23 protein-coding genes and 1 pseudogene are annotated in these 17,272 nt (G+C 46.4%); all 24 read right to left on the bottom strand.

Annotated elements, in window-relative coordinates; translation table 11 throughout:
- Positions 1 to 115: 115 nt before the first annotated feature.
- Positions 116 to 418: pseudogene (locus tag ACJHWT_RS20380) on the bottom strand (phage tail tape measure protein); the annotation flags it as partial.
- A gap of 165 nt (positions 419 to 583) precedes the next feature.
- Positions 584 to 817, bottom strand: a complete 234-nt coding sequence (locus tag ACJHWT_RS20385; RefSeq protein ID WP_001312809.1) for a hypothetical protein — start codon at positions 815 to 817, stop codon at positions 584 to 586.
- A gap of 74 nt (positions 818 to 891) precedes the next feature.
- Positions 892 to 1,251: a protein YdaY gene (gene ydaY / locus ACJHWT_RS20390; protein ID WP_012565075.1), complete on the bottom strand. Its 360-nt coding sequence runs from the start codon at positions 1,249 to 1,251 to the stop codon at positions 892 to 894.
- Positions 1,252 to 1,401: 150 nt separating this feature from the next.
- A complete protein-coding gene (locus ACJHWT_RS20395; protein ID WP_000094292.1) occupies positions 1,402 to 2,364 on the bottom strand; it encodes a phage tail tube protein in 963 nt (320 codons plus the stop codon).
- Positions 2,365 to 2,390: 26 nt separating this feature from the next.
- On the bottom strand, positions 2,391 to 2,783 hold the full coding sequence (locus tag ACJHWT_RS20400; protein ID WP_000144678.1) for a phage tail terminator-like protein: 393 nt from the start codon (positions 2,781 to 2,783) through the stop codon (positions 2,391 to 2,393).
- Entirely contained in the window at positions 2,780 to 3,160 is a 381-nt protein-coding gene (locus ACJHWT_RS20405) for a hypothetical protein (protein WP_001029815.1), read from the bottom strand. The genes ACJHWT_RS20400 and ACJHWT_RS20405 overlap by 4 nt, the downstream gene beginning before the upstream one ends.
- Positions 3,161 to 3,544: a hypothetical protein gene (locus ACJHWT_RS20410; RefSeq protein WP_000524260.1), complete on the bottom strand. Its 384-nt coding sequence runs from the start codon at positions 3,542 to 3,544 to the stop codon at positions 3,161 to 3,163.
- Positions 3,544 to 3,939: a hypothetical protein gene (locus tag ACJHWT_RS20415; protein ID WP_000634214.1), complete on the bottom strand. Its 396-nt coding sequence runs from the start codon at positions 3,937 to 3,939 to the stop codon at positions 3,544 to 3,546. The genes ACJHWT_RS20410 and ACJHWT_RS20415 overlap by 1 nt, the downstream gene beginning before the upstream one ends.
- A gap of 3 nt (positions 3,940 to 3,942) precedes the next feature.
- On the bottom strand, positions 3,943 to 4,119 hold the full coding sequence (locus tag ACJHWT_RS20420) for a hypothetical protein (RefSeq protein WP_000908084.1): 177 nt from the start codon (positions 4,117 to 4,119) through the stop codon (positions 3,943 to 3,945).
- A 42-nt stretch (positions 4,120 to 4,161) separates the two neighbouring features.
- Positions 4,162 to 5,301: a P22 phage major capsid protein family protein gene (locus ACJHWT_RS20425; protein WP_000918487.1), complete on the bottom strand. Its 1,140-nt coding sequence runs from the start codon at positions 5,299 to 5,301 to the stop codon at positions 4,162 to 4,164.
- A gap of 98 nt (positions 5,302 to 5,399) precedes the next feature.
- Positions 5,400 to 6,164: a DUF6651 domain-containing protein gene (locus ACJHWT_RS20430; protein ID WP_000770042.1), complete on the bottom strand. Its 765-nt coding sequence runs from the start codon at positions 6,162 to 6,164 to the stop codon at positions 5,400 to 5,402.
- 104 nt (positions 6,165 to 6,268) lie between these two features.
- Complete coding sequence (locus ACJHWT_RS20435) at positions 6,269 to 7,381, bottom strand: phage minor head protein (RefSeq protein ID WP_001351715.1); 1,113 nt, start codon at positions 7,379 to 7,381, stop codon at positions 6,269 to 6,271.
- Positions 7,365 to 8,771 (bottom strand): DUF4055 domain-containing protein, encoded by a 1,407-nt coding sequence (locus ACJHWT_RS20440; protein WP_000763704.1) that lies wholly within the window; start codon positions 8,769 to 8,771, stop codon positions 7,365 to 7,367. The genes ACJHWT_RS20435 and ACJHWT_RS20440 overlap by 17 nt, the downstream gene beginning before the upstream one ends.
- A 2-nt stretch (positions 8,772 to 8,773) precedes the next feature.
- Positions 8,774 to 10,075 (bottom strand): terminase large subunit domain-containing protein, encoded by a 1,302-nt coding sequence (locus tag ACJHWT_RS20445; protein WP_065203504.1) that lies wholly within the window; start codon positions 10,073 to 10,075, stop codon positions 8,774 to 8,776.
- Entirely contained in the window at positions 10,056 to 11,150 is a 1,095-nt protein-coding gene (locus tag ACJHWT_RS20450) for a terminase small subunit (RefSeq protein WP_216350142.1), read from the bottom strand. The genes ACJHWT_RS20445 and ACJHWT_RS20450 overlap by 20 nt, the downstream gene beginning before the upstream one ends.
- Positions 11,151 to 11,153: 3 nt before the next feature.
- On the bottom strand, positions 11,154 to 11,363 hold the full coding sequence (locus ACJHWT_RS20455; protein WP_000126788.1) for a hypothetical protein: 210 nt from the start codon (positions 11,361 to 11,363) through the stop codon (positions 11,154 to 11,156).
- Positions 11,341 to 12,273 (bottom strand): hypothetical protein, encoded by a 933-nt coding sequence (locus ACJHWT_RS20460; RefSeq protein ID WP_001204037.1) that lies wholly within the window; start codon positions 12,271 to 12,273, stop codon positions 11,341 to 11,343. The genes ACJHWT_RS20455 and ACJHWT_RS20460 overlap by 23 nt, the downstream gene beginning before the upstream one ends.
- Positions 12,266 to 13,057 carry a ParB/Srx family N-terminal domain-containing protein gene (locus ACJHWT_RS20465; protein ID WP_001291094.1) on the bottom strand — a complete coding sequence of 264 codons (792 nt, stop codon included), beginning with the start codon at positions 13,055 to 13,057 and terminating at the stop codon, positions 12,266 to 12,268. Before ACJHWT_RS20465 ends, ACJHWT_RS20460 begins: the two co-directional genes overlap by 8 nt.
- 137 nt (positions 13,058 to 13,194) lie before the next feature.
- A complete protein-coding gene (trkG, locus tag ACJHWT_RS20470) occupies positions 13,195 to 14,652 on the bottom strand; it encodes a Trk system potassium transporter TrkG (protein ID WP_001097895.1) in 1,458 nt (485 codons plus the stop codon).
- 137 nt (positions 14,653 to 14,789) lie between these two features.
- Positions 14,790 to 15,254 carry a lysis protein gene (locus tag ACJHWT_RS20475; RefSeq protein WP_001082741.1) on the bottom strand — a complete coding sequence of 155 codons (465 nt, stop codon included), beginning with the start codon at positions 15,252 to 15,254 and terminating at the stop codon, positions 14,790 to 14,792.
- The gene (gene rrrD, locus ACJHWT_RS20480) at positions 15,251 to 15,748 is read right to left on the bottom strand and encodes a lysozyme RrrD (RefSeq protein ID WP_001135310.1); all 498 of its coding nucleotides are present in this window, start codon (positions 15,746 to 15,748) and stop codon (positions 15,251 to 15,253) included. Before rrrD ends, ACJHWT_RS20475 begins: the two co-directional genes overlap by 4 nt.
- The gene (gene essD / locus ACJHWT_RS20485) at positions 15,748 to 15,963 is read right to left on the bottom strand and encodes a phage lysis protein EssD (protein WP_000839565.1); all 216 of its coding nucleotides are present in this window, start codon (positions 15,961 to 15,963) and stop codon (positions 15,748 to 15,750) included. Before essD ends, rrrD begins: the two co-directional genes overlap by 1 nt.
- A 251-nt stretch (positions 15,964 to 16,214) precedes the next feature.
- A complete protein-coding gene (locus tag ACJHWT_RS20490; protein WP_001348108.1) occupies positions 16,215 to 16,589 on the bottom strand; it encodes a cell envelope integrity TolA C-terminal domain-containing protein in 375 nt (124 codons plus the stop codon).
- Between the two features lie 171 nt (positions 16,590 to 16,760).
- Entirely contained in the window at positions 16,761 to 17,189 is a 429-nt protein-coding gene (gene tolA, locus ACJHWT_RS20495; RefSeq protein WP_000506936.1) for a cell envelope integrity protein TolA, read from the bottom strand.
- Between the last annotated feature and the right edge of the window lie 83 nt (positions 17,190 to 17,272).

Consider the following 17,272-nt stretch of genomic DNA (forward strand, 5'->3'; position numbering starts at 1 on the left):
ATACTCCTCCGGCAGAAGCAGAAAAAGCTTATTATGCTTCCATCGGAAACGATGATCTGGCAGCCTGAGTTCACAGATAAAACACTCTCCAGGAAACCCGGGGCGGTTCAGTTCAAAGTTTACGGACAAGAAATTCATATTCTTCTTTATCAATAAGCCCTTTATCGAAAAATTTCTTTAATTCAGAATAGCGTCGACCGACAGTATCAATTGCGGCACCAACTGGATCAATAGCTGCTTTTAATTTTGCGAGCGCGTTCTTCTCATCTTCTGTTGCCTTAGTCACTTTCCCTGCGCTATTTGCAGCAGTTTCCCCAGCCTGCGTCATTTTGACTAATGAGGAGGTCAGATTGTCAGCATTATTTTTCGCTCCAGTGCTATCAATAATTATTGCGAGACGCGAGGTTTGCTCTGCCATTTATTAAAACTCCTGACAACAAAAAACCCACCGCGAAGTGGGTTTCAGGCGACATAATAGTAGATATAGCGATTACGAGGCCACGCAATGCTTTTCTCCAGGAGCATCATCGATTTAATTAAAGACACCATCACATCTCTGTAACAGAGTGTACGTAATTAACAACTACACACACTGCTCCTGAAAATACTGGTCATCCAGTGCAAAGATCACTGCTTCAAATTCATCGCGCTCAATCAATACCGGATGAGTGGCTAAATATTCATTTATCTCTGTCAGAGATAAAGGCAAAGGCACCCCAGCCATTCCAGCATAACGTCGGGCACGGGATATTACCGAATAGGCGTACAACAACTCCTTAAGCACCGGGTCTATTTCTGGTTCCGGTATCGGTGGCAACCTGAGTTTTTCTCGCTTCCATCTTGCCTTTTCCCCCCTTTCTCCCCCGAACTCCGATAACCACCGCTGGGCAGCTATGGCTTTTTTATCGTATCCTGCTTCTGCTGCTCTTTACCCTGGGCGATGCTGGCTGCTTCTGCAAGGATCTGCCAGTACAACTCTGGATTCTGCTTAAGCAGCGCGATCCCTCGTTCTGCCGTATATTCCAGTGCAACCTCAACACCATTAACCAGTTCACCAACCCCTTTCCAGTCTTTCAGCAGATAACGAGCGGCATTATCAATGAGTAAATCATCAACAGAATCCACCTCGGAAACCTTTGAAATATCAAACTCCTTCGTTCCGACGTGCAAACTGGCATCCATTTTCTCAATGTGGCGACGGATTAATGCATTACGGGAGCGATACTGATCGTTATCGCTGCTTGCCACCAACAGTTTTAACCCGTCTACAGGTTTTAAGTCCTTCATTGGCGTAAACCAGCGTTCTCCACCAATGATAATTTTCTGATTAAGAATAAACATCCATAACCTCATTCAATGCGTCCCCCTGTAGGGCAGTACCACAGGAGGAATAACGGAAAATCAACTAATCGCCTCAGCACTGGCTTTTGCGATCACGGCAGCCGGGGAATTTTTTTTTCTGGTTATCGTAGGTGCTTCATCTGCTGCGGTAATGCTCAATTGAACCTGGATAATGTCGCTATTACCCCCATCAGGCCATTCACCTGACACCTGAACCTTCGGGAAACTGAAAGTGTATGCCCCCTCTCCATTCGAAAGCGTGAAGCTGAACGGAACTGTTTCTCCAGTCAGTGTTTTACTCCAGATTTCCCACGCGGCTTTAGACCATGAAAGCGTCACCGTACCGGACGGTGTAAAAGTAGTCGGAATATTTGCTCCTGCATAAGGCGAGCCAGTCCCGATACAACGCTGTGTCTGGAGTTTGTTATCGAACTGAATATCAAAACTGTCGATACAAAAACCGTTACCTCCGGCAACACCATTCAGGCTTACTGCTGAAACCTCCTTAAACGAATAACGTAGCTTTCCTGCACTATCCACAGGTTCGCCTTTGATAAAATTCGTATCATCGGCCTTTGATTCCCAGTCCAGTCCGGCAAAGGTTACGGTCGCTGTAATATCGCCGTCGTTAGGGATCTGCATTTTCCATGAGCCAACCTGCGCTCCTCTGACGACAGAGGCAATTCCGACATCGGACGCATAGGTCGCCAGAGAAAATGTTATTCGCTCATTCCCCATTGTCAGAGAATCGCCTGACCATTCCGCGCCGAAACAGGATGCAAGAAAATCATCATGTTGACCCCAGCGAAATTTGGTACCAACATCACCGCCGACATCCACAGTGCCAGGCGTCGCCCCCTGAGCCATCCGGGAGCCACCAATCTCATTATTTTCGCCTTTATTCTGGGTGGGTTTTACTCCCCAGCTTGTGCGTTTTAATAAACTCCAGTCACCACTTGCTGGCGTAGTGCCTGCAACCGTCTCCCGGATAAATGCCGAGATAACCTTTGCACCTGAACTCACAGGAGCCTCCTATGTCATTAATTGCGCTAGAGCGCGCGATATGGAATTTGAAGATTAAGCTGGAACCAGCCATTCTTTTCGCCAACGGCTATTGAGGAAACAGCCTGGTAACTGAGACGATCGTCATCCTGAAACTCAAACAGTTCCCGCAATTTATCGGCTGTCTCAGTAATGAGTTTTGAACCAGAACCTGCGGGGACAAATAACTGAATAATGATTATCCCCGTGCGATAAACAATCGGCCCCGCGCCAATTTCATTAACTCCAGCCTGCCCGGGAATATTACTTAACCGCGCCCAGATTAACTTACCGGAAGGATCGAACGTTGGCGCGTTCGGATACAATACGTCTTTTCCATCAATAATCGTCTGTGCCGTCATTCTGGAAATAACCGTATTTCTGATTTCAGTAAACGTCATTTGTAAGCCTGTAAAACACCATGAAAAGCGTTGGCATACACGCCAGTTGGCGCTTGTTGTGAATGACCGTTTTCAAGAGCCTCTGCATAAGGAAGGTTATTCTGGATATAAATAACTCCGTAATTTGCAGCTTTCGAAATAACCCCGATCCCACGCTGAACAGCAATCGTACCGTTCGGATCCACGTTATCAGATATACCAAAATCGGGATGCTGTAACGACACCAGGTTGTTATTTCTGAAACGTCCGGTATCAACCGGAGCAGCAATATCAATAGCAGTAAGAATCTGAATAGCGATGTAGCGAATCTTCAGCCCTACATCTTCCTCAATCATCCCGGCAAATATTGACGGTTCTATATCCCATGCCTTTGCCATTTACGCTCTCCTTAACTGGATAGAGTAAACTGATGCGGAAGGATCTACACTTGCTGTAATTACCTCGTATCGTTGTAACTGCCTTGATACAGGATCATAAATCTCAATAATATGGTCGACAGCTGGTTTATCCGTAACCTCGCATACCAGAGCGGTTAATTTAAGGTCACCATGCAAAATATTAATCCCATCAATTCTGCCCAGCTTATAACGTGTCAACACGCCTCGCCCGGTATAGATTGCGGTGGATTCGCCGCCAGTTTCCGTCACAGGATCCCAGTGCCGGTGCGTAACGTAAGAACCAGAAAAATCACTCACGGCGTCCGCTAAATCCTCATCAAAAGCAGCGGCAACCTCTGACTGAATCTCTTCACGAAGCCCCATTATCCCCCCCTCACAACCCTGACTTGTGAGCGACTAAGTCCGTACGGTTTCAGCAGTGCTATCGCAAGCTGTAAATCGGGTTCAAGCAATGCAGTGCTGTTTGCTGGCAACTCAGAAAATGATTTCGATACACTGACCCCGTCAGCCGACACGGCTTTACTGATAACAACGCCAGAATCATTTTTCTGCTGAAACAACTTACCGAATGAGGCAATTCTGGCTGCATATGCTCCCGCAAGTTTTACCTCTTCCGGAATACGGGATGGGTTAATTTTCAGGTTGAAGCCATTAAGCCAGGCATTAGCCATTAAAACAGCTTTATTTTTAGCGTTCTCACTCGTCCAGGCGTTCCCAAACGCATTATCAACGTCATCACAGGTCACGTAAGTGATCATGTGTTACTCCTGAGTTTTCCAGCCCATAGCCTTCCAGTTGTCAACTTCATCAGGATGAACATTAGCGATAGTTGGTGCGCCGGGAAACATCTGATAATCGGTCACCATAACCACTAACTCAATTTGCGTTTTTTGTGCGGCTTCACGCTGTGCTCTTTGCTCTTTAGTTAATCCGGCCATATGCCCCCCATTAAAAATGGGGCCGAAGCCCCGTTTGAATGTTTAACCAAGAATCAGACAACCATGTGCCGGCTTCACTGATGAAACACCCCATGCCAGTCCAACTTCATAGCGCACCTGGCGATACTGACGATACAGTGCAATCTGGAACGTAATCCCTGAAATCGGGTCCGTAACATTCATTACATCATCAGCATTATCGCCACCTTCCGGCATTGCCGGAGTACGGGATGCCAGCAGAAACGCGTTGCGATCAAACGCCATATTTGCCGTAAAGGCCCCAACAACTGTGATGGCAGTATCATCGGCCAGATCCTGACGCAGTCCGGGCGCTGCAAGAGTAATCAGATTGCTGGTCGCTGCTGCCACAACATACTGATTCGGATCACCAGCGAACGTAACAATCTGACCTGCAGAAATACTCCCCGAACCAGTATCAATGGAAATAAGAACATCGCCTTCTTTTTTCTCTCCATTCACGAGATAACCAGTTGCAGCAACCTTTGGCGCTCGTTTCACACCTGCCGAACTGTGAATATTGAATCCCTCCAGACGCCCCAACACGCCCTCACGCAGTAGCTGTTCAGTGCCGGATTCATTCACTTTAAACAATACAGACTGTTTTCCGCGCAAATTAGCAATGGCAGTGGAGCCAAGCACCATCTGCAGATCGGTTGTCGGTGCGCCGTTATCCTCCAGAACCTGACGAGCCAGAGCAGCATCAGAAAGATCATCTTTAACACCAAACGGCGTTGTCCCTGCGGTTCCCACGGCGCGGGAAGCACCGAAATACAACGCACCAAGATCAGCCTCAACCTCGTTTGCAAGGGCGCGAAAAGCCTGCTTGAACTGATCAGCCAGAATGGTGTTGTAAGTCCCTGAAGGGCCAAGAGCCAGTTGTTCTTCACCATTCCATTTAACCGGTGCCATTTTGGATTTAGTAATTTTTACATCAACAGTGCCAATATTTTGATCGCCGGTATTCGGAGCTGACGGCCCCGGTACGATATCTTCGGTTTTCGCCTCAGGCGCAACTGGCGCGGTTACCGTCTGATCTTTTGCTGCGGCGTCAGCTTTTGCGTTTTTTGCTACCGCAGGGATAAAACCTACCTGCTCACGGGATACAACATCCAGGGCGGTATAAATAGTCGGGATCAACCCGGTCAGGGTATTTCCAGCCATAATTAAATATTCCTTAAAAATTTGCGTAATTGTGAATAGATGGAGTAATGAGCTATCCAGCCCTGACACCAGCTCCCATCCGGAAGCTGACAAATGTGTTAATCAACGATTGTGATACCGTCTTTCAATGCGTTTTGCTTACCTGCAACATCCAGTGCATCAAAAGCAGAGCGTTTCATCGTTTTCTGACCAATATCATGCTGTGTCGGACGGGAGCCGCCGCCATTGTTGCCACTGGCTTTCAGGATGTAGTCTTTCTGAGGGTAATTTTCGACAAGGAACTCCAGCGCCTCATCAAACTGCGCCAGTTCGCCAGGCTTCGCGCGGGAATAAATTTTGTTGCCGGAAGCGTCATAAGCAACGATCCTCCCTTCTTCCACTTTGAATGCCTGCCCGAAGCGGGCTTGTAATAAATCTGCCGGGATCGCAATTTTATCGGCAATATATTTTGAACCCGCAAAACTACCGCCAATCATAGAATCGTAAAGCTGCTTCTCCAGCATCTGAGAGCGTTGCTTTTCTTCATCTAATTGCTGCTGAAAATTTTTCGTAATTTCTGCCTTAACCTGGTCAACCTGTCCCGCATCGAGCAGCTTTTTCTGGTCGATTTTTGACAGCATTTCCAGTGCCTCGATCGCCTTCTTCGGGTCTTCGATAGCGGCAAACTTAGCCAGTTTTTCCTCTGCAGCTTCTTTAGCCAGGCGATGATTTTTTGCCTCGCCATTAAGCTCTGTAATTTTTTTTGTCGCCAGCGGTGCATCGAAGCCAATTTCTTTACCATCGTCGTGCACATAAACTGGCAGGCCAGCAGTATCAATTTCTGCGTATTGTTTTCCGTTAATCTCGACCGTTTTCAGTTTCATATTAGTACCTGGTTTAAGTCTTCCGACAGTTACGCTGCTCACCATCCGGATCGCAGCAATAAAAAAGGCCACCCGAAGGTAGCCTGTTGTAATAAATGATTTATTTAAATCCCTGCTTTTCTGAATACCTGTGCATCACGCTCACGGAGCTGCTTCAGCGTCAGCCATTCGCCTTTATCGGTGTAAAATTCATCTGGCGACATACCACCATCCCGAATCAGCTTTGCTCGGGTTTCCCCCACAATCTGTTTTTGTCTGGTGTAAGGCTGACGCAAAAACCATTCCCTGTAGGTTGTATCTCCGGCCACCACGCCATCCATGCTGGCCCGCTCAGCCGGGGAAATATCGCGAACATCAATACCCAGTTCCTTCGCTGATTTCAGAATGAACGTTTCCGTTGAGCGGCAGCAGAAATGAATTTTTCCCGGCCCCTGCAAATAAGGCACGCTGTGACCTACAGGTTTATTATTCAGCGTATATTTGAGGCGATCCCTGATTCGACATTGTGGCGTAGTACGATTATCAAGCGTTGATAACCATTGCTTACCCTTAATCAAATCATTATTCGCGCTGGCAAAACTCTCACGGGCAGTAGCAGCAAGATGTCCAACCGCTGTTTTTGCAATGCTGGCCGCATTAGCCCGGCTCATCTGCAATGCACCATCCTGAAATCCCTTACTGACATGTCCCCGAATTTTTCTTGCGATCTGCTCATTGGTATCCCCCAGCAAAAAACCCTGACGCACTGTATTTGTTATGCGTCTGAGCCGATCCGCCTCAAGATCTGAGGCCCACTCACTGAGCAGTCGTCCCTGGAATGGTCGCGCCATTGCAGCGGCATAAAGTGCATCAGGAGAGATACCAACCAGAGGGTGAACATCAGCAACAAAATCAGGTAGCATAGAATCAAACAGACTTAACTGATAACCAGCCTCATAAATTGCCAGCTCGTTCAGCTCTCCGGAGAGACTGGTAAACATGCTGTTAATAGCAGTGCGGTTAACCTTTCTGACGCTCGCCAGAAGTGACTCCAGGCGCTTAACGGTAAAATTACCTGGATCGAGGCTGTCCAGTGCTATCAGCAGGCGAGCAGTAAGTTCCGCATCGCTGTCATTCAGTATTTTCACCATTCTGGCAGCCACGCCAGTGCTATAGCGGGATATCCAGACTGCATGAGCAATTGATTCATCACGCAGCCGTTCATTCACGGTTTGCATCATTGATTTCCATCAGCATTACACTCTGATTTTTTAATTCATCGATCACTTCCTCTGGACGGGAATCCTGATCGATAAATTTCAACGCCTGCAACACCCGAACCGCATCAATCTGACGTATATCACCGCCCTGACGCAATGACTGAACAGCCAGCGCGGAGGATGAGTCAAACACCTGGGCAGATACATCCAGTTCAGTGCGCACATCCACATTGCCACCGCAACTCTCTCCGATCCATTCCGCCATTATCTGGAGAATATTATCGAGGGCATCTTCGAGGGAGTTCGCCATTGTATAAAGCGGCGAGTTTTCCTGCATTCGCTCTTCATTAGTCTGATCAACAGATTTGGTGGATGTATTTTCAGCACGCAGAAGTTTAGCGCCGGCATGACGCATCTGATTTTCCAGCTTCTCAAGTGATGTTTCGCCAGATTCTATCGCTGCGCCACTATGTTCAACATATTCGAGGCCATTTTTTGTTCTGTCCTCAAAAATCGTAGCGGTGGATGCACCAACCGTCAGTTCTTCATTCCTGTCCAGCCCGTAGGCCACCAGCAATGGAACGCGGGTAACATGAAGAATATTGTCCTGCTCGCTCTGGCTTTGCCAGTGCTTGATATTCAGCAAGCCAAGATTAAGCAATGGCGGTGTACCACGCATAAATCCTGTTTTCTTCGTGTACAGTGTTACCAGAGGAATATCATCACGGCTGGTATTCCATGACTCATGAAGCGTCCAGACAGATTCGCCATTAGTGCCTTCGCTACGTCGATAAATTTCAACTCGACGGGGCATAATATGGCGGATCTGCTCCACCTTCTTCTGCCCGAAATCATCACCATCAATAATGATGACCTCTTTTATACGCAAATCAGTGAGAACAACTTTCCCTTTTTCAACTTTCGATTTCCATCCAATAACCTGGCGTGGATTCAGCATCGTAACGTACGGACGACCACCGGTCGCGTTTTCATCGGCTTTTGTACGAATCTCTTTCATATCCGTTCGTGGATAGTCCACCAGCGCATGTGCCACACCATACTGAAATGCGAGGCTGAAAAATTGCTGCGCCCACACATCCAGTCGGCTCCCCTCCATGTCGATATTTTCTGCATATTCCCTGATTTTTGCCGGCGTTTCCTCACTCAATACTGTCGGCTCTGCAAATATGCGCCCAATATTTTGCTTGATGCTTTCTTCATACACAGGAAGTAGCGTAGCCACAGACAGGCGTTTTTTATAAGCGTCTTCATCTTCGTTAGGCCATTTTGGGAGATAATTTTCCCCCTGCCTGCGCATTTCAAGCGTACCGCCCATCAGTGCGTCGTTAATATCCCACGCCTCCAGCATATCGTTATAGTCGAGGTTGGGGGTTGATATATCAGCCATAATTAAATCCGAAGTGATGTGACTCTTCCGGTCGGTTTGACAATAGGGAATTGCTTAACGATGAAATAACCTCCGGCATCATTCGGGTGATCATTGCCAGATTTTTTATCAGGCTCCCCCTTCTCATCCCAGACCTGTTGCTCCAGAGATTCGGCATATAACGGGCAACGCTTCACATTAACTTTATAGCGACGCTCACCATTGGCATTGCAGAACATTGCATTCATTGAGTTAACGCGATCTTTTACTGGCGGGTTCGAGCTGTTCACCACAACGTTAAAACCAGCCTGCTTAAGCTGGGCTATATCCGTCGTACTTGCGTTACTTGATTTTCTGGAATCCCCGGAAGCATCTGGATAAATATAAATTTCCCTCACTTTCCGGTAATCATTCCCATCATACAGCCAGAAGCGTTCTTTAATGATGCGGATCATATCCGGCGTATCGTAGGCATTGATGATTTCAGTTACCGCACATGGAAGCCCCAAACGCAGCACATGGACGATTCCCGCCATCTTTCCAACGTTAAAATCCATCCCAATATAAATCGGCTCCCCTGGCTGCTCCACTTCTTCGCAATTATTCAGTTTCCGGTCAAACTGATGGTAAACAGTACCACTTGTCAGGTTAGTAAACTGTCCTCGAAGATAGGCTTTAATCAGCTCTGGAGGGTATGATTCAAGAAGCGAAGGAATGTAATCTGCTGGCAGGTTCTTTTCATTATCGAAAGTAGATGCCTGCACCAGACCATACAGTGAGGCCAGCTCTTTTTTTTCACGCACGGCTTTAACAAACTGCTCGTAGACAAATTTGAATCCTTCCGGCGTGGTTGTAACGTCAATACCGTTGCGAAGTCCATCAATCTTATAACGCATACGTGCAATTATCTTGCGCCACGCCGTTCTGGCTTTTTCCTTCGGCAAAATGTCCAGTTCATCCACCAACGCATTACCAATTTTGAAACCGACGATCGTTTGTGGCTTCTCCATCGATCTGCAGATAGTGGTTCCCCGATACTGGCGTCCGTAATAAAAGTGAACCTCTTTATTTCCCTCATTAATTTTTACGTTCAATCCCCAGTCAGCAGCAACTTCTTCCACTGTAGGGTAAAAAATATCGCGAATTTGGGGATACGTTGGCGCAAAATATCCCTGATTTATACCTGGATGCTCCCAAATCCCCTTGCATATGCCGCCACACCCAACCCATGTTTTGCCCGAGCCAAAACCAGCAATATAGGCTTTAAATTTATGGGGCATTGAAAGAAATCGCGCCTGAGGCACATTAAGCGTCGGAGAGATCATCTTCATCACTCCTTACTCTGGCATCAACCACATTAATATTGATCGCCACAGGCTGGGGATGTTCATTATCTTCCACCGTTTCGATCTCTTTGTGCAGCTTCTGGTTTTCCATTCTGCGCCGTTCAATTTCCAGTTCCTGTAGCCGTTTATCTGCACATAAAGCCCCGCCAGCAGAAAACAAACGCAACAATTCACGCCGGGCGGCAGCCTTATCCTCCAGCAGGATCTCAACGCCGAATTTTCCGAATTTTGCCCCTGCATATAATTGCCGCGCATCCCCATCAAGCAGAGTGGTATCAGCCATATAAAGCTGTCCCGTTCCCTCACCGCAGCACTTCGGGCAGTCCGGATTGGGTATGGCGTTATCAACAAAGCCGAGGCCTCCATATTCCGGTTCGGGTTTGCCATCTCTGGAAGCCTGCGCCGCTGCCTTGTCGAATTCTGCTATATCGCGCCACTGGTAGAGATGATTCTCGCCCCAGCAATAACGGCAGTTAACACGGCGAAATTGTGCAAGCTGATTGGGGTCGGCCAGGACAATAGCCATCAACTGACTCACTAGTAAATCCAGGTCTGCGGTATAGCGTTTCTGGTACTGATTGCGGAAGTAGCTGATAGCGCGAAAAACCCTGGCATTTCTAAGCATACGACTGGCGTTGCTGTTAGCTGTCGCACCTTGCCCCTCATAACCGGCTAGTCGGTACGCCTCTGTCGGCTTTTTACCCTGAGCAACAAGCATCGCAAACTTAGCCTGCTGGTCAGAAATGCCGAATTCATCGGGACAGAACGAAAATTCCTCCGCGTCGCCCTCATTCAGGCCCGCATCGAATACTGGCTTTTTTTCCTGAGATTTTTCGTTCCGCTTTTGTGCAGTCTGCGCAGATTTTTTCTGCGCACTTTTTTGCGCAGTTTTGCACATTTCTGTCTGCGCATTTTTCGGAGTTTTTTTGATGTAACGACGGGCTGTTGCGTAATTCAGTCCCCTTGCTTCACACCATGCCACCGGAGATATACCGGAGCGGGTGTATTCAGCAATATACTCCTGCTGCAACACCCCCCAGTCCGGTCTGCTCATCAGTTAGTCCTGATTTTTATCCACCCTGAGTAGTTCGCGCAGAGCAAAGGCATCCCCTTTTCTGGCAAGCTTAAACAATGCCGCTCGTAACTCGGCTTCACCTTTCGCTCTGCCCTTACGGATGGCCGCATAAAAATCTGTCATTGCTTCCCGATTTTCTTTCAGTCGGTTCAGATCAACATCCAGAACGTCAGCGATTTGTTGTGCAGTCATCCGGCACGCTGCCAGAGACTCGACTTTCGAATACGGAATCATTTGTCACCCCCATTGATATGCAGGGTGTCTTCTTCCTGTATTTTTCGTGAAGGATTTTTACTGCAGCGTTGTTCCAGGTGACCTGATGGTGAATGCGTTTATGGCTGGCACCCATCAGTGAGATTTTTACGCACGACGGCGCATACATGACGGAGTAAAAACTTTTAACGTAGGTTCCGGAATCCAGATACAGCTCGGTCATTCCGCCGCTGTTTTTCTGCGTCTGTTTCTGCCCTAACTGGACAGCACCGATCGTCATAAACAATTCACCACAGCGACCGAGATTCGTGTACGTATTCACATCCTCGTTAATGCGCCCCATGAATGAGAACGGTCGATCAACCGAACAGATAAAGCTGTTCATTGCCTTGCGTTTCACCCACGAAGCATGGCCGCCATTGTCACCAAGAAAATCCCCGCCCTGCGACATAGCGATGGAAAGAGCAGGTATTGATTCGTAGTACGCCAGCATTTCAGAAAGGATCGCATCCAGTTTCCTTATCGGAAAATAGGCCTGGTCATAGTTGCGATCCACCCGAAACTGGAACTCGTGATAATCATCATCGAGCTGAATGAAGTATTTACACCCGACCAGTTTTGCCAGGTCGAAACAGGCATTACGGGCGTAAAAAATTGAGCGGCGGTCACAGAAATTATCGGCTTCGTCAAAACGACTGGCGATATCGGCTTTGGAAAACACCAGCACCTGTTCACCAAATTCAGCCATGTACTGATTCCGTGTCTTATCTTCATCATCAACAACGATAAAAATTTTCCCGGTATAGCCAGCACGACGCAACGTCCGGTAAGTCAGAACTTTGTCCGGTCGCCCGTGAGTCAGAATAAAGGCGCAAAAATCATCACGCATATTCCTCCTCCTCACCACCATGCATGATCTCCACCATGCGCTGCGTCATCCGGACAAATCCATTTTCAATAGCCTGCTGATAATCAATGATCACCAGCGCCGACTCCTCGAAAAAACACTGAATTTCAGAGGGGGCGTGAGCGTAATAGTCCGCAATTCTGCTGAAATTAAACACCGTGTGACGTTCTGCCGCACACAGGAGGAATTTCTCAATATCAGGCTCAAGGGACGCCGAACGTATCCGGCTGATCAGCTCCTGAGTTTTCGTATCGTCGTACAGTTCACTGATATCCGGTTTACCGCCCGACGGCTCATAAACAGGCGTATCAATTTTCGTCGTATACGGCTCCTCCTCATTTCCTGTACCGGGCAAAACATCCGTCAACAGTTCATCAATTTCTGTCGGGATGAAGCCTGTCAGGGAGACATCAAAATCAGCATTGATTAGGTCCGACAGCTCCATCCGCAACAGATCTTCATCCCAGCCAGCATTCATCGGCAGGCGATTATCTGCCAGGCGGTACGCCTTTTTCTGCTCATCCGTCAGGCCAGACAGAACAATGACCGGAACAGAATCCATTTTGAGCATTTCAGCCGCCATAACACGACCGTGACCCGCAATAATTTCGCCCTTTTCGTCAATCAGCACCGGATTAGTCCAGCCGAATTGCTTAATACTTTCTACCAGTTGTGCCACCTGCTCAGGGCTGTGCGTCCTGGCGTTGTGCGCATACGGTGACAATTCTTGTAATGGGCGATAGACTATCTTTAATTTCTCGCTCATACAGCCTTGCTTTATGAATAAAACGCACCCCAGCAGCCAGTGCTACTGGGGACGGAGGGGTTGCTGGTAAAGTTAGGTATTGGATCAATGAGTGAGTCAACATAATATTAAACTCACAATTATAAATCAGCCATATATTAGGAGCGCCAAAAAAAACCTGAAAACAATATAATAACAGGATAAATTTCAAGGCGACCAAGAATCATAGCTATGCACATTAAACATTTTGCAATGTCATTAAGCACTCCGAATGACGATGCAGTAGCCCCAAAACCTAATCCCATATTATTAATACATGCAGCCACTGTTGCAAATGATGTAAGAAAATCATATCCCATACCATTTAACACCAGTATAAAAAACACCGTGAAGAGAGTATAAAGAAAAAAGAAACTCCATACAGACCTCATTACACGATCTGTAACTATCTTCCCTCCTACATTTACACTCAACAACGCTCTGGGATGAGAAAGCTGATTTATCTCGTGTTTGCTTTGTTTGAAAAGTATAAGAAATCGAAGTGACTTAATTCCACCACAAGTTGAACCTATACATCCCCCAAAGAAACTTGACAACAGCAAAAACACTATCGTGTGCGTGGGCCAACTTGCATAATCCTGCGTAGCTAAACCATTATCAGTGAGCATGGAGCTGGCAAGAAAAAACGAATGAATAAAACTTCCATGCAAGTCATACATACCTATATGCCAGACCTGGAAAGAGGTAACAATGATCACCCCTAAGGCTATTAACAGAAAGAAACGAAGTTCAATATCTCTGATTAAAGGTTTTATCGTTTTCCTGCTAATAACAATATACCAAAGAGTGAAGTTGAAAGCCGATAGCAGGGAAAAAGAACCAGCCACCAGCTCAACCAAATAGTTATTAAAATATCCGATACTCTCGCTATGAGTTGAGAAACCACCAAGCGAAACTGTGGAAATCCCGTGACAAATAGCATCAAACAAAGGCATTCCTGCAAGTCTATAACAGACAATACAAGCAATACCTAATAAAGAATAAGTTATCCACAGTGTCCGTGACGTATCGGCCAGGCGGGGAGTGAGTTTGTCATCCTTAAATGGCCCCGGCATTTCTGACTGATAAAGCTTTGCACCACCAATACCCAATAATGGCAATACAGCAACCGCCAGAACAATAACTCCTAAACCACCTATAAAATTTAACTGTGACCGATAGTACAAATATGCCCGAGGTAATGAACTAACATCATCAATTACAGTTGCTCCTGTTGTTGTTATTCCAGAAACCCCTTCAAACAGAGCATCAATGAACGTTAAATTAAGTTCTGAGTCAATCCATAAAGGGAATGCACTAATAACAGAAAACAAAATCCAAAACATTACAATTATAATAAACCCATCACGGGTACGTAATTGAATGCCAGATTTCTTAGTTGTATACCACGCTCCGCCACCAATGCAAAAAAATATAACGAAAGTTATAAAGAAAACGAACAGGCTTTTTTCTTTATAAAACAATGCTACAACCATTGGTGGCAACATTGAAAGACTATAGAGCCAAACCAGGAACCCACACATATGAGTAACAACTCTTACATGAGATGTATTCATATCTAAATATTCTTTCAATTATAACCACCTTGCTGCAATATTATGATTATACTGTATAAAATTTAACTCCTCTTAGATCTTACTTCACTGTTCCTTATGAAACAATCATCAAAATGAATCATATTGTAGTTAAGATTTTACTTTAAACACTGCTCGGTTATGTATTGCTGAGCACCTTCAAGTTGGGCCTGCATCATTACCAGTCGTTCCCGGAGGGTGAAATAATCCCGTTCAGCGGTGTCTGCCAGTCGGGGGGAGGCTGCATTATCCACGCCGGAGGCGGTGGTGGCTTCACGCACTGACTGACAGACTGCTTTGATGTGCAACCGACGACGACCAGCGGCAACATCATCACGCAGAGCATCATTTTCAGCTTTCGCATCAGCTAACTCCTTCGTGTATTTTGCATCGAGCGCAGCAACATCACGCTGACGCATCTGCATGTCAGTAATTGCCGCGTTCGCCAGCTTCAGTTCTCTGGCATTTTTGTCGCGCTGGGCTTTGTAGGTAATGGCGTTATCACGGTAATGATTAACAGCCCATGACAGGCAGACGATGATGCAGATAACCAGAGCGGAGATAATCGCGGTTACTCTGTTCATTGCTGACCCCACAAACAGATTTCACGCTCAATCTCACGACGAGTCATGAGACCTTTCCATTGCTTACCGCCAGCATATGTCCAGCGACGTAGCTGATCACATGCGCCTTTGATATCGCCCTGGTTTATTTTGCGAAGAAGCGTCGATGTTCTGAAATTGCCAGCACCCACGTTGTAAACGAATGAGTAAAGAGCGCCGCGCGTTGTTTCCGGTATATCGACTTTGATGTACGGGTTAATTTGTCTGGCGACAGTGGCAAGGTCTTTATTCAAGAGTGTTTTGCATTCTGCTTTGGTATACGTTTTACCGAGCATGATGTCTTTTCCTGTATGCCCGTGACATACAGTCCATACACCAACAATATCTTTGTATGGTATGTAGCTGACACCTTCCAGACCATCGTTACCACTTGGGCCAGTGATTAACACTGATGCTATAGCAATTGCTCCGCCACCAATAGCAGCAGCAACGACTTTTCGTAATGATGGAGGCATTATTCACCTCTCGCAGCCTTGCGCTTATCTTCTTTAATCTTGAAATAAAGGTTTGTCAGGTACGTCAGCAGGCCAAATACCAGACTACCCAGCACACCGATTGCAGCCCACTGTGACGGAGTTACTCTATCGAGCAACTGTAAAAACCAGTAGCCAGCACTGCCTGCGGAGGTGCCGTAGGCAATGCCTGTTGAAATTTTGTCCATGGATTTCATAGCCTCACCTCCGCACGGAACGGATGGCATAGTTATTATGTGTAGGCTTTCAGACACATCAATCAGAGCCTTAATTGATATATATGCTGGAGACGATGCAATATAAAAAGCTCGCCGTAGCGAGCTAATAAAATGTATTTCTCTGATATTATGTTTATTTGTATTAGCTCAGACTTGACATCACAGGTTTCGTATATAGAACATCATCAAATCTGTCAGTTTGCTATGAATGAGATATAGTAATTGAAGAGCTAACCTCGCATGTCAAAGCCAGATTTCTGAAAATCTCTGTAGACTTCCGGATTGTTGAAGGCCGGAAATTTGGCTTTATGAGCTGCGGACTTTATCGCTTCGCAATAGGCTTTATCACCGTTACTGGTAGATATTTTTAACGCCGTGCCATCCTGAGAGAATTCCATATGCAACCTGCATTTTTTCCCTTTCCAGTTATGCGGCTCATCAAGTTTGGCATTAATTGCAGCTCTGATTCCCCGCGCTTGCGCCCCCCATTCATCCTGATCATCCCAGCGTCCTGAACTGCAACTACCTGTAGCAGTAGTTTTGTGGCAATCTGAAGGGTGTAAAGGTGTGCATCCCGCAACAAAACCGACCCAAAAAGTCAACATAACGATTTTCTTTAATCCCACTTCTTGCTCCTCAATCCATTAAAATCTCAGCAATAGTAGTTGTTACGTCCGCCACTGGCTCAGAGCTGACTATCCGCTAAATTTAGCTCAGTGCCGTAGCTGTGTCAGAACAAACCTAAGCCGAAACCGTTTATTACAAAACAATAAATATCAGGGTTTAAAATCCAGCACCCCATTTTGAAATACTTTATATACTTCCGGCGAAGGGGGGGCAGGTATATCAGCATTCTTTATCGCATTCATCGCTTCACGACATAAATCGAGGTCTCCACTTTCTCTTTTAACCTCCAGTAGAAGGCCATTCGGGGCCATATGCATTCTCAGTGTACACTCTTTTCCTGAATACTTACTCGCATCCCCGAACTGTTTTTCGATGGCGCTCTTGATTTGATGGGCATACAGACGGATATCCTCACTAACATCAGAAGTACGTTCAGATGAACTCACATACTGTGTCTCTATTGCTTTATCGGAGTAATATGATGTACGGTCATGATAATTTGTCGATACAGCATCAGTGCACCCGATAATAATCCCACTAATAATCAACGTAAGAATTGATGCGCTACGAAAACCCATTTTTCCTCACATATGTCATATAGTAAAGGATTATATATACCGTTGTTTTGGACGCTCAAACAGCGAATCAGATCAAATAAAAC

Origin of the sequence: Escherichia sp. WS338 (assembly GCF_046486405.1) — a bacterium.
In the GTDB taxonomy this organism is placed as follows: Bacteria; Pseudomonadota; Gammaproteobacteria; order Enterobacterales; family Enterobacteriaceae; genus Escherichia; species Escherichia coli.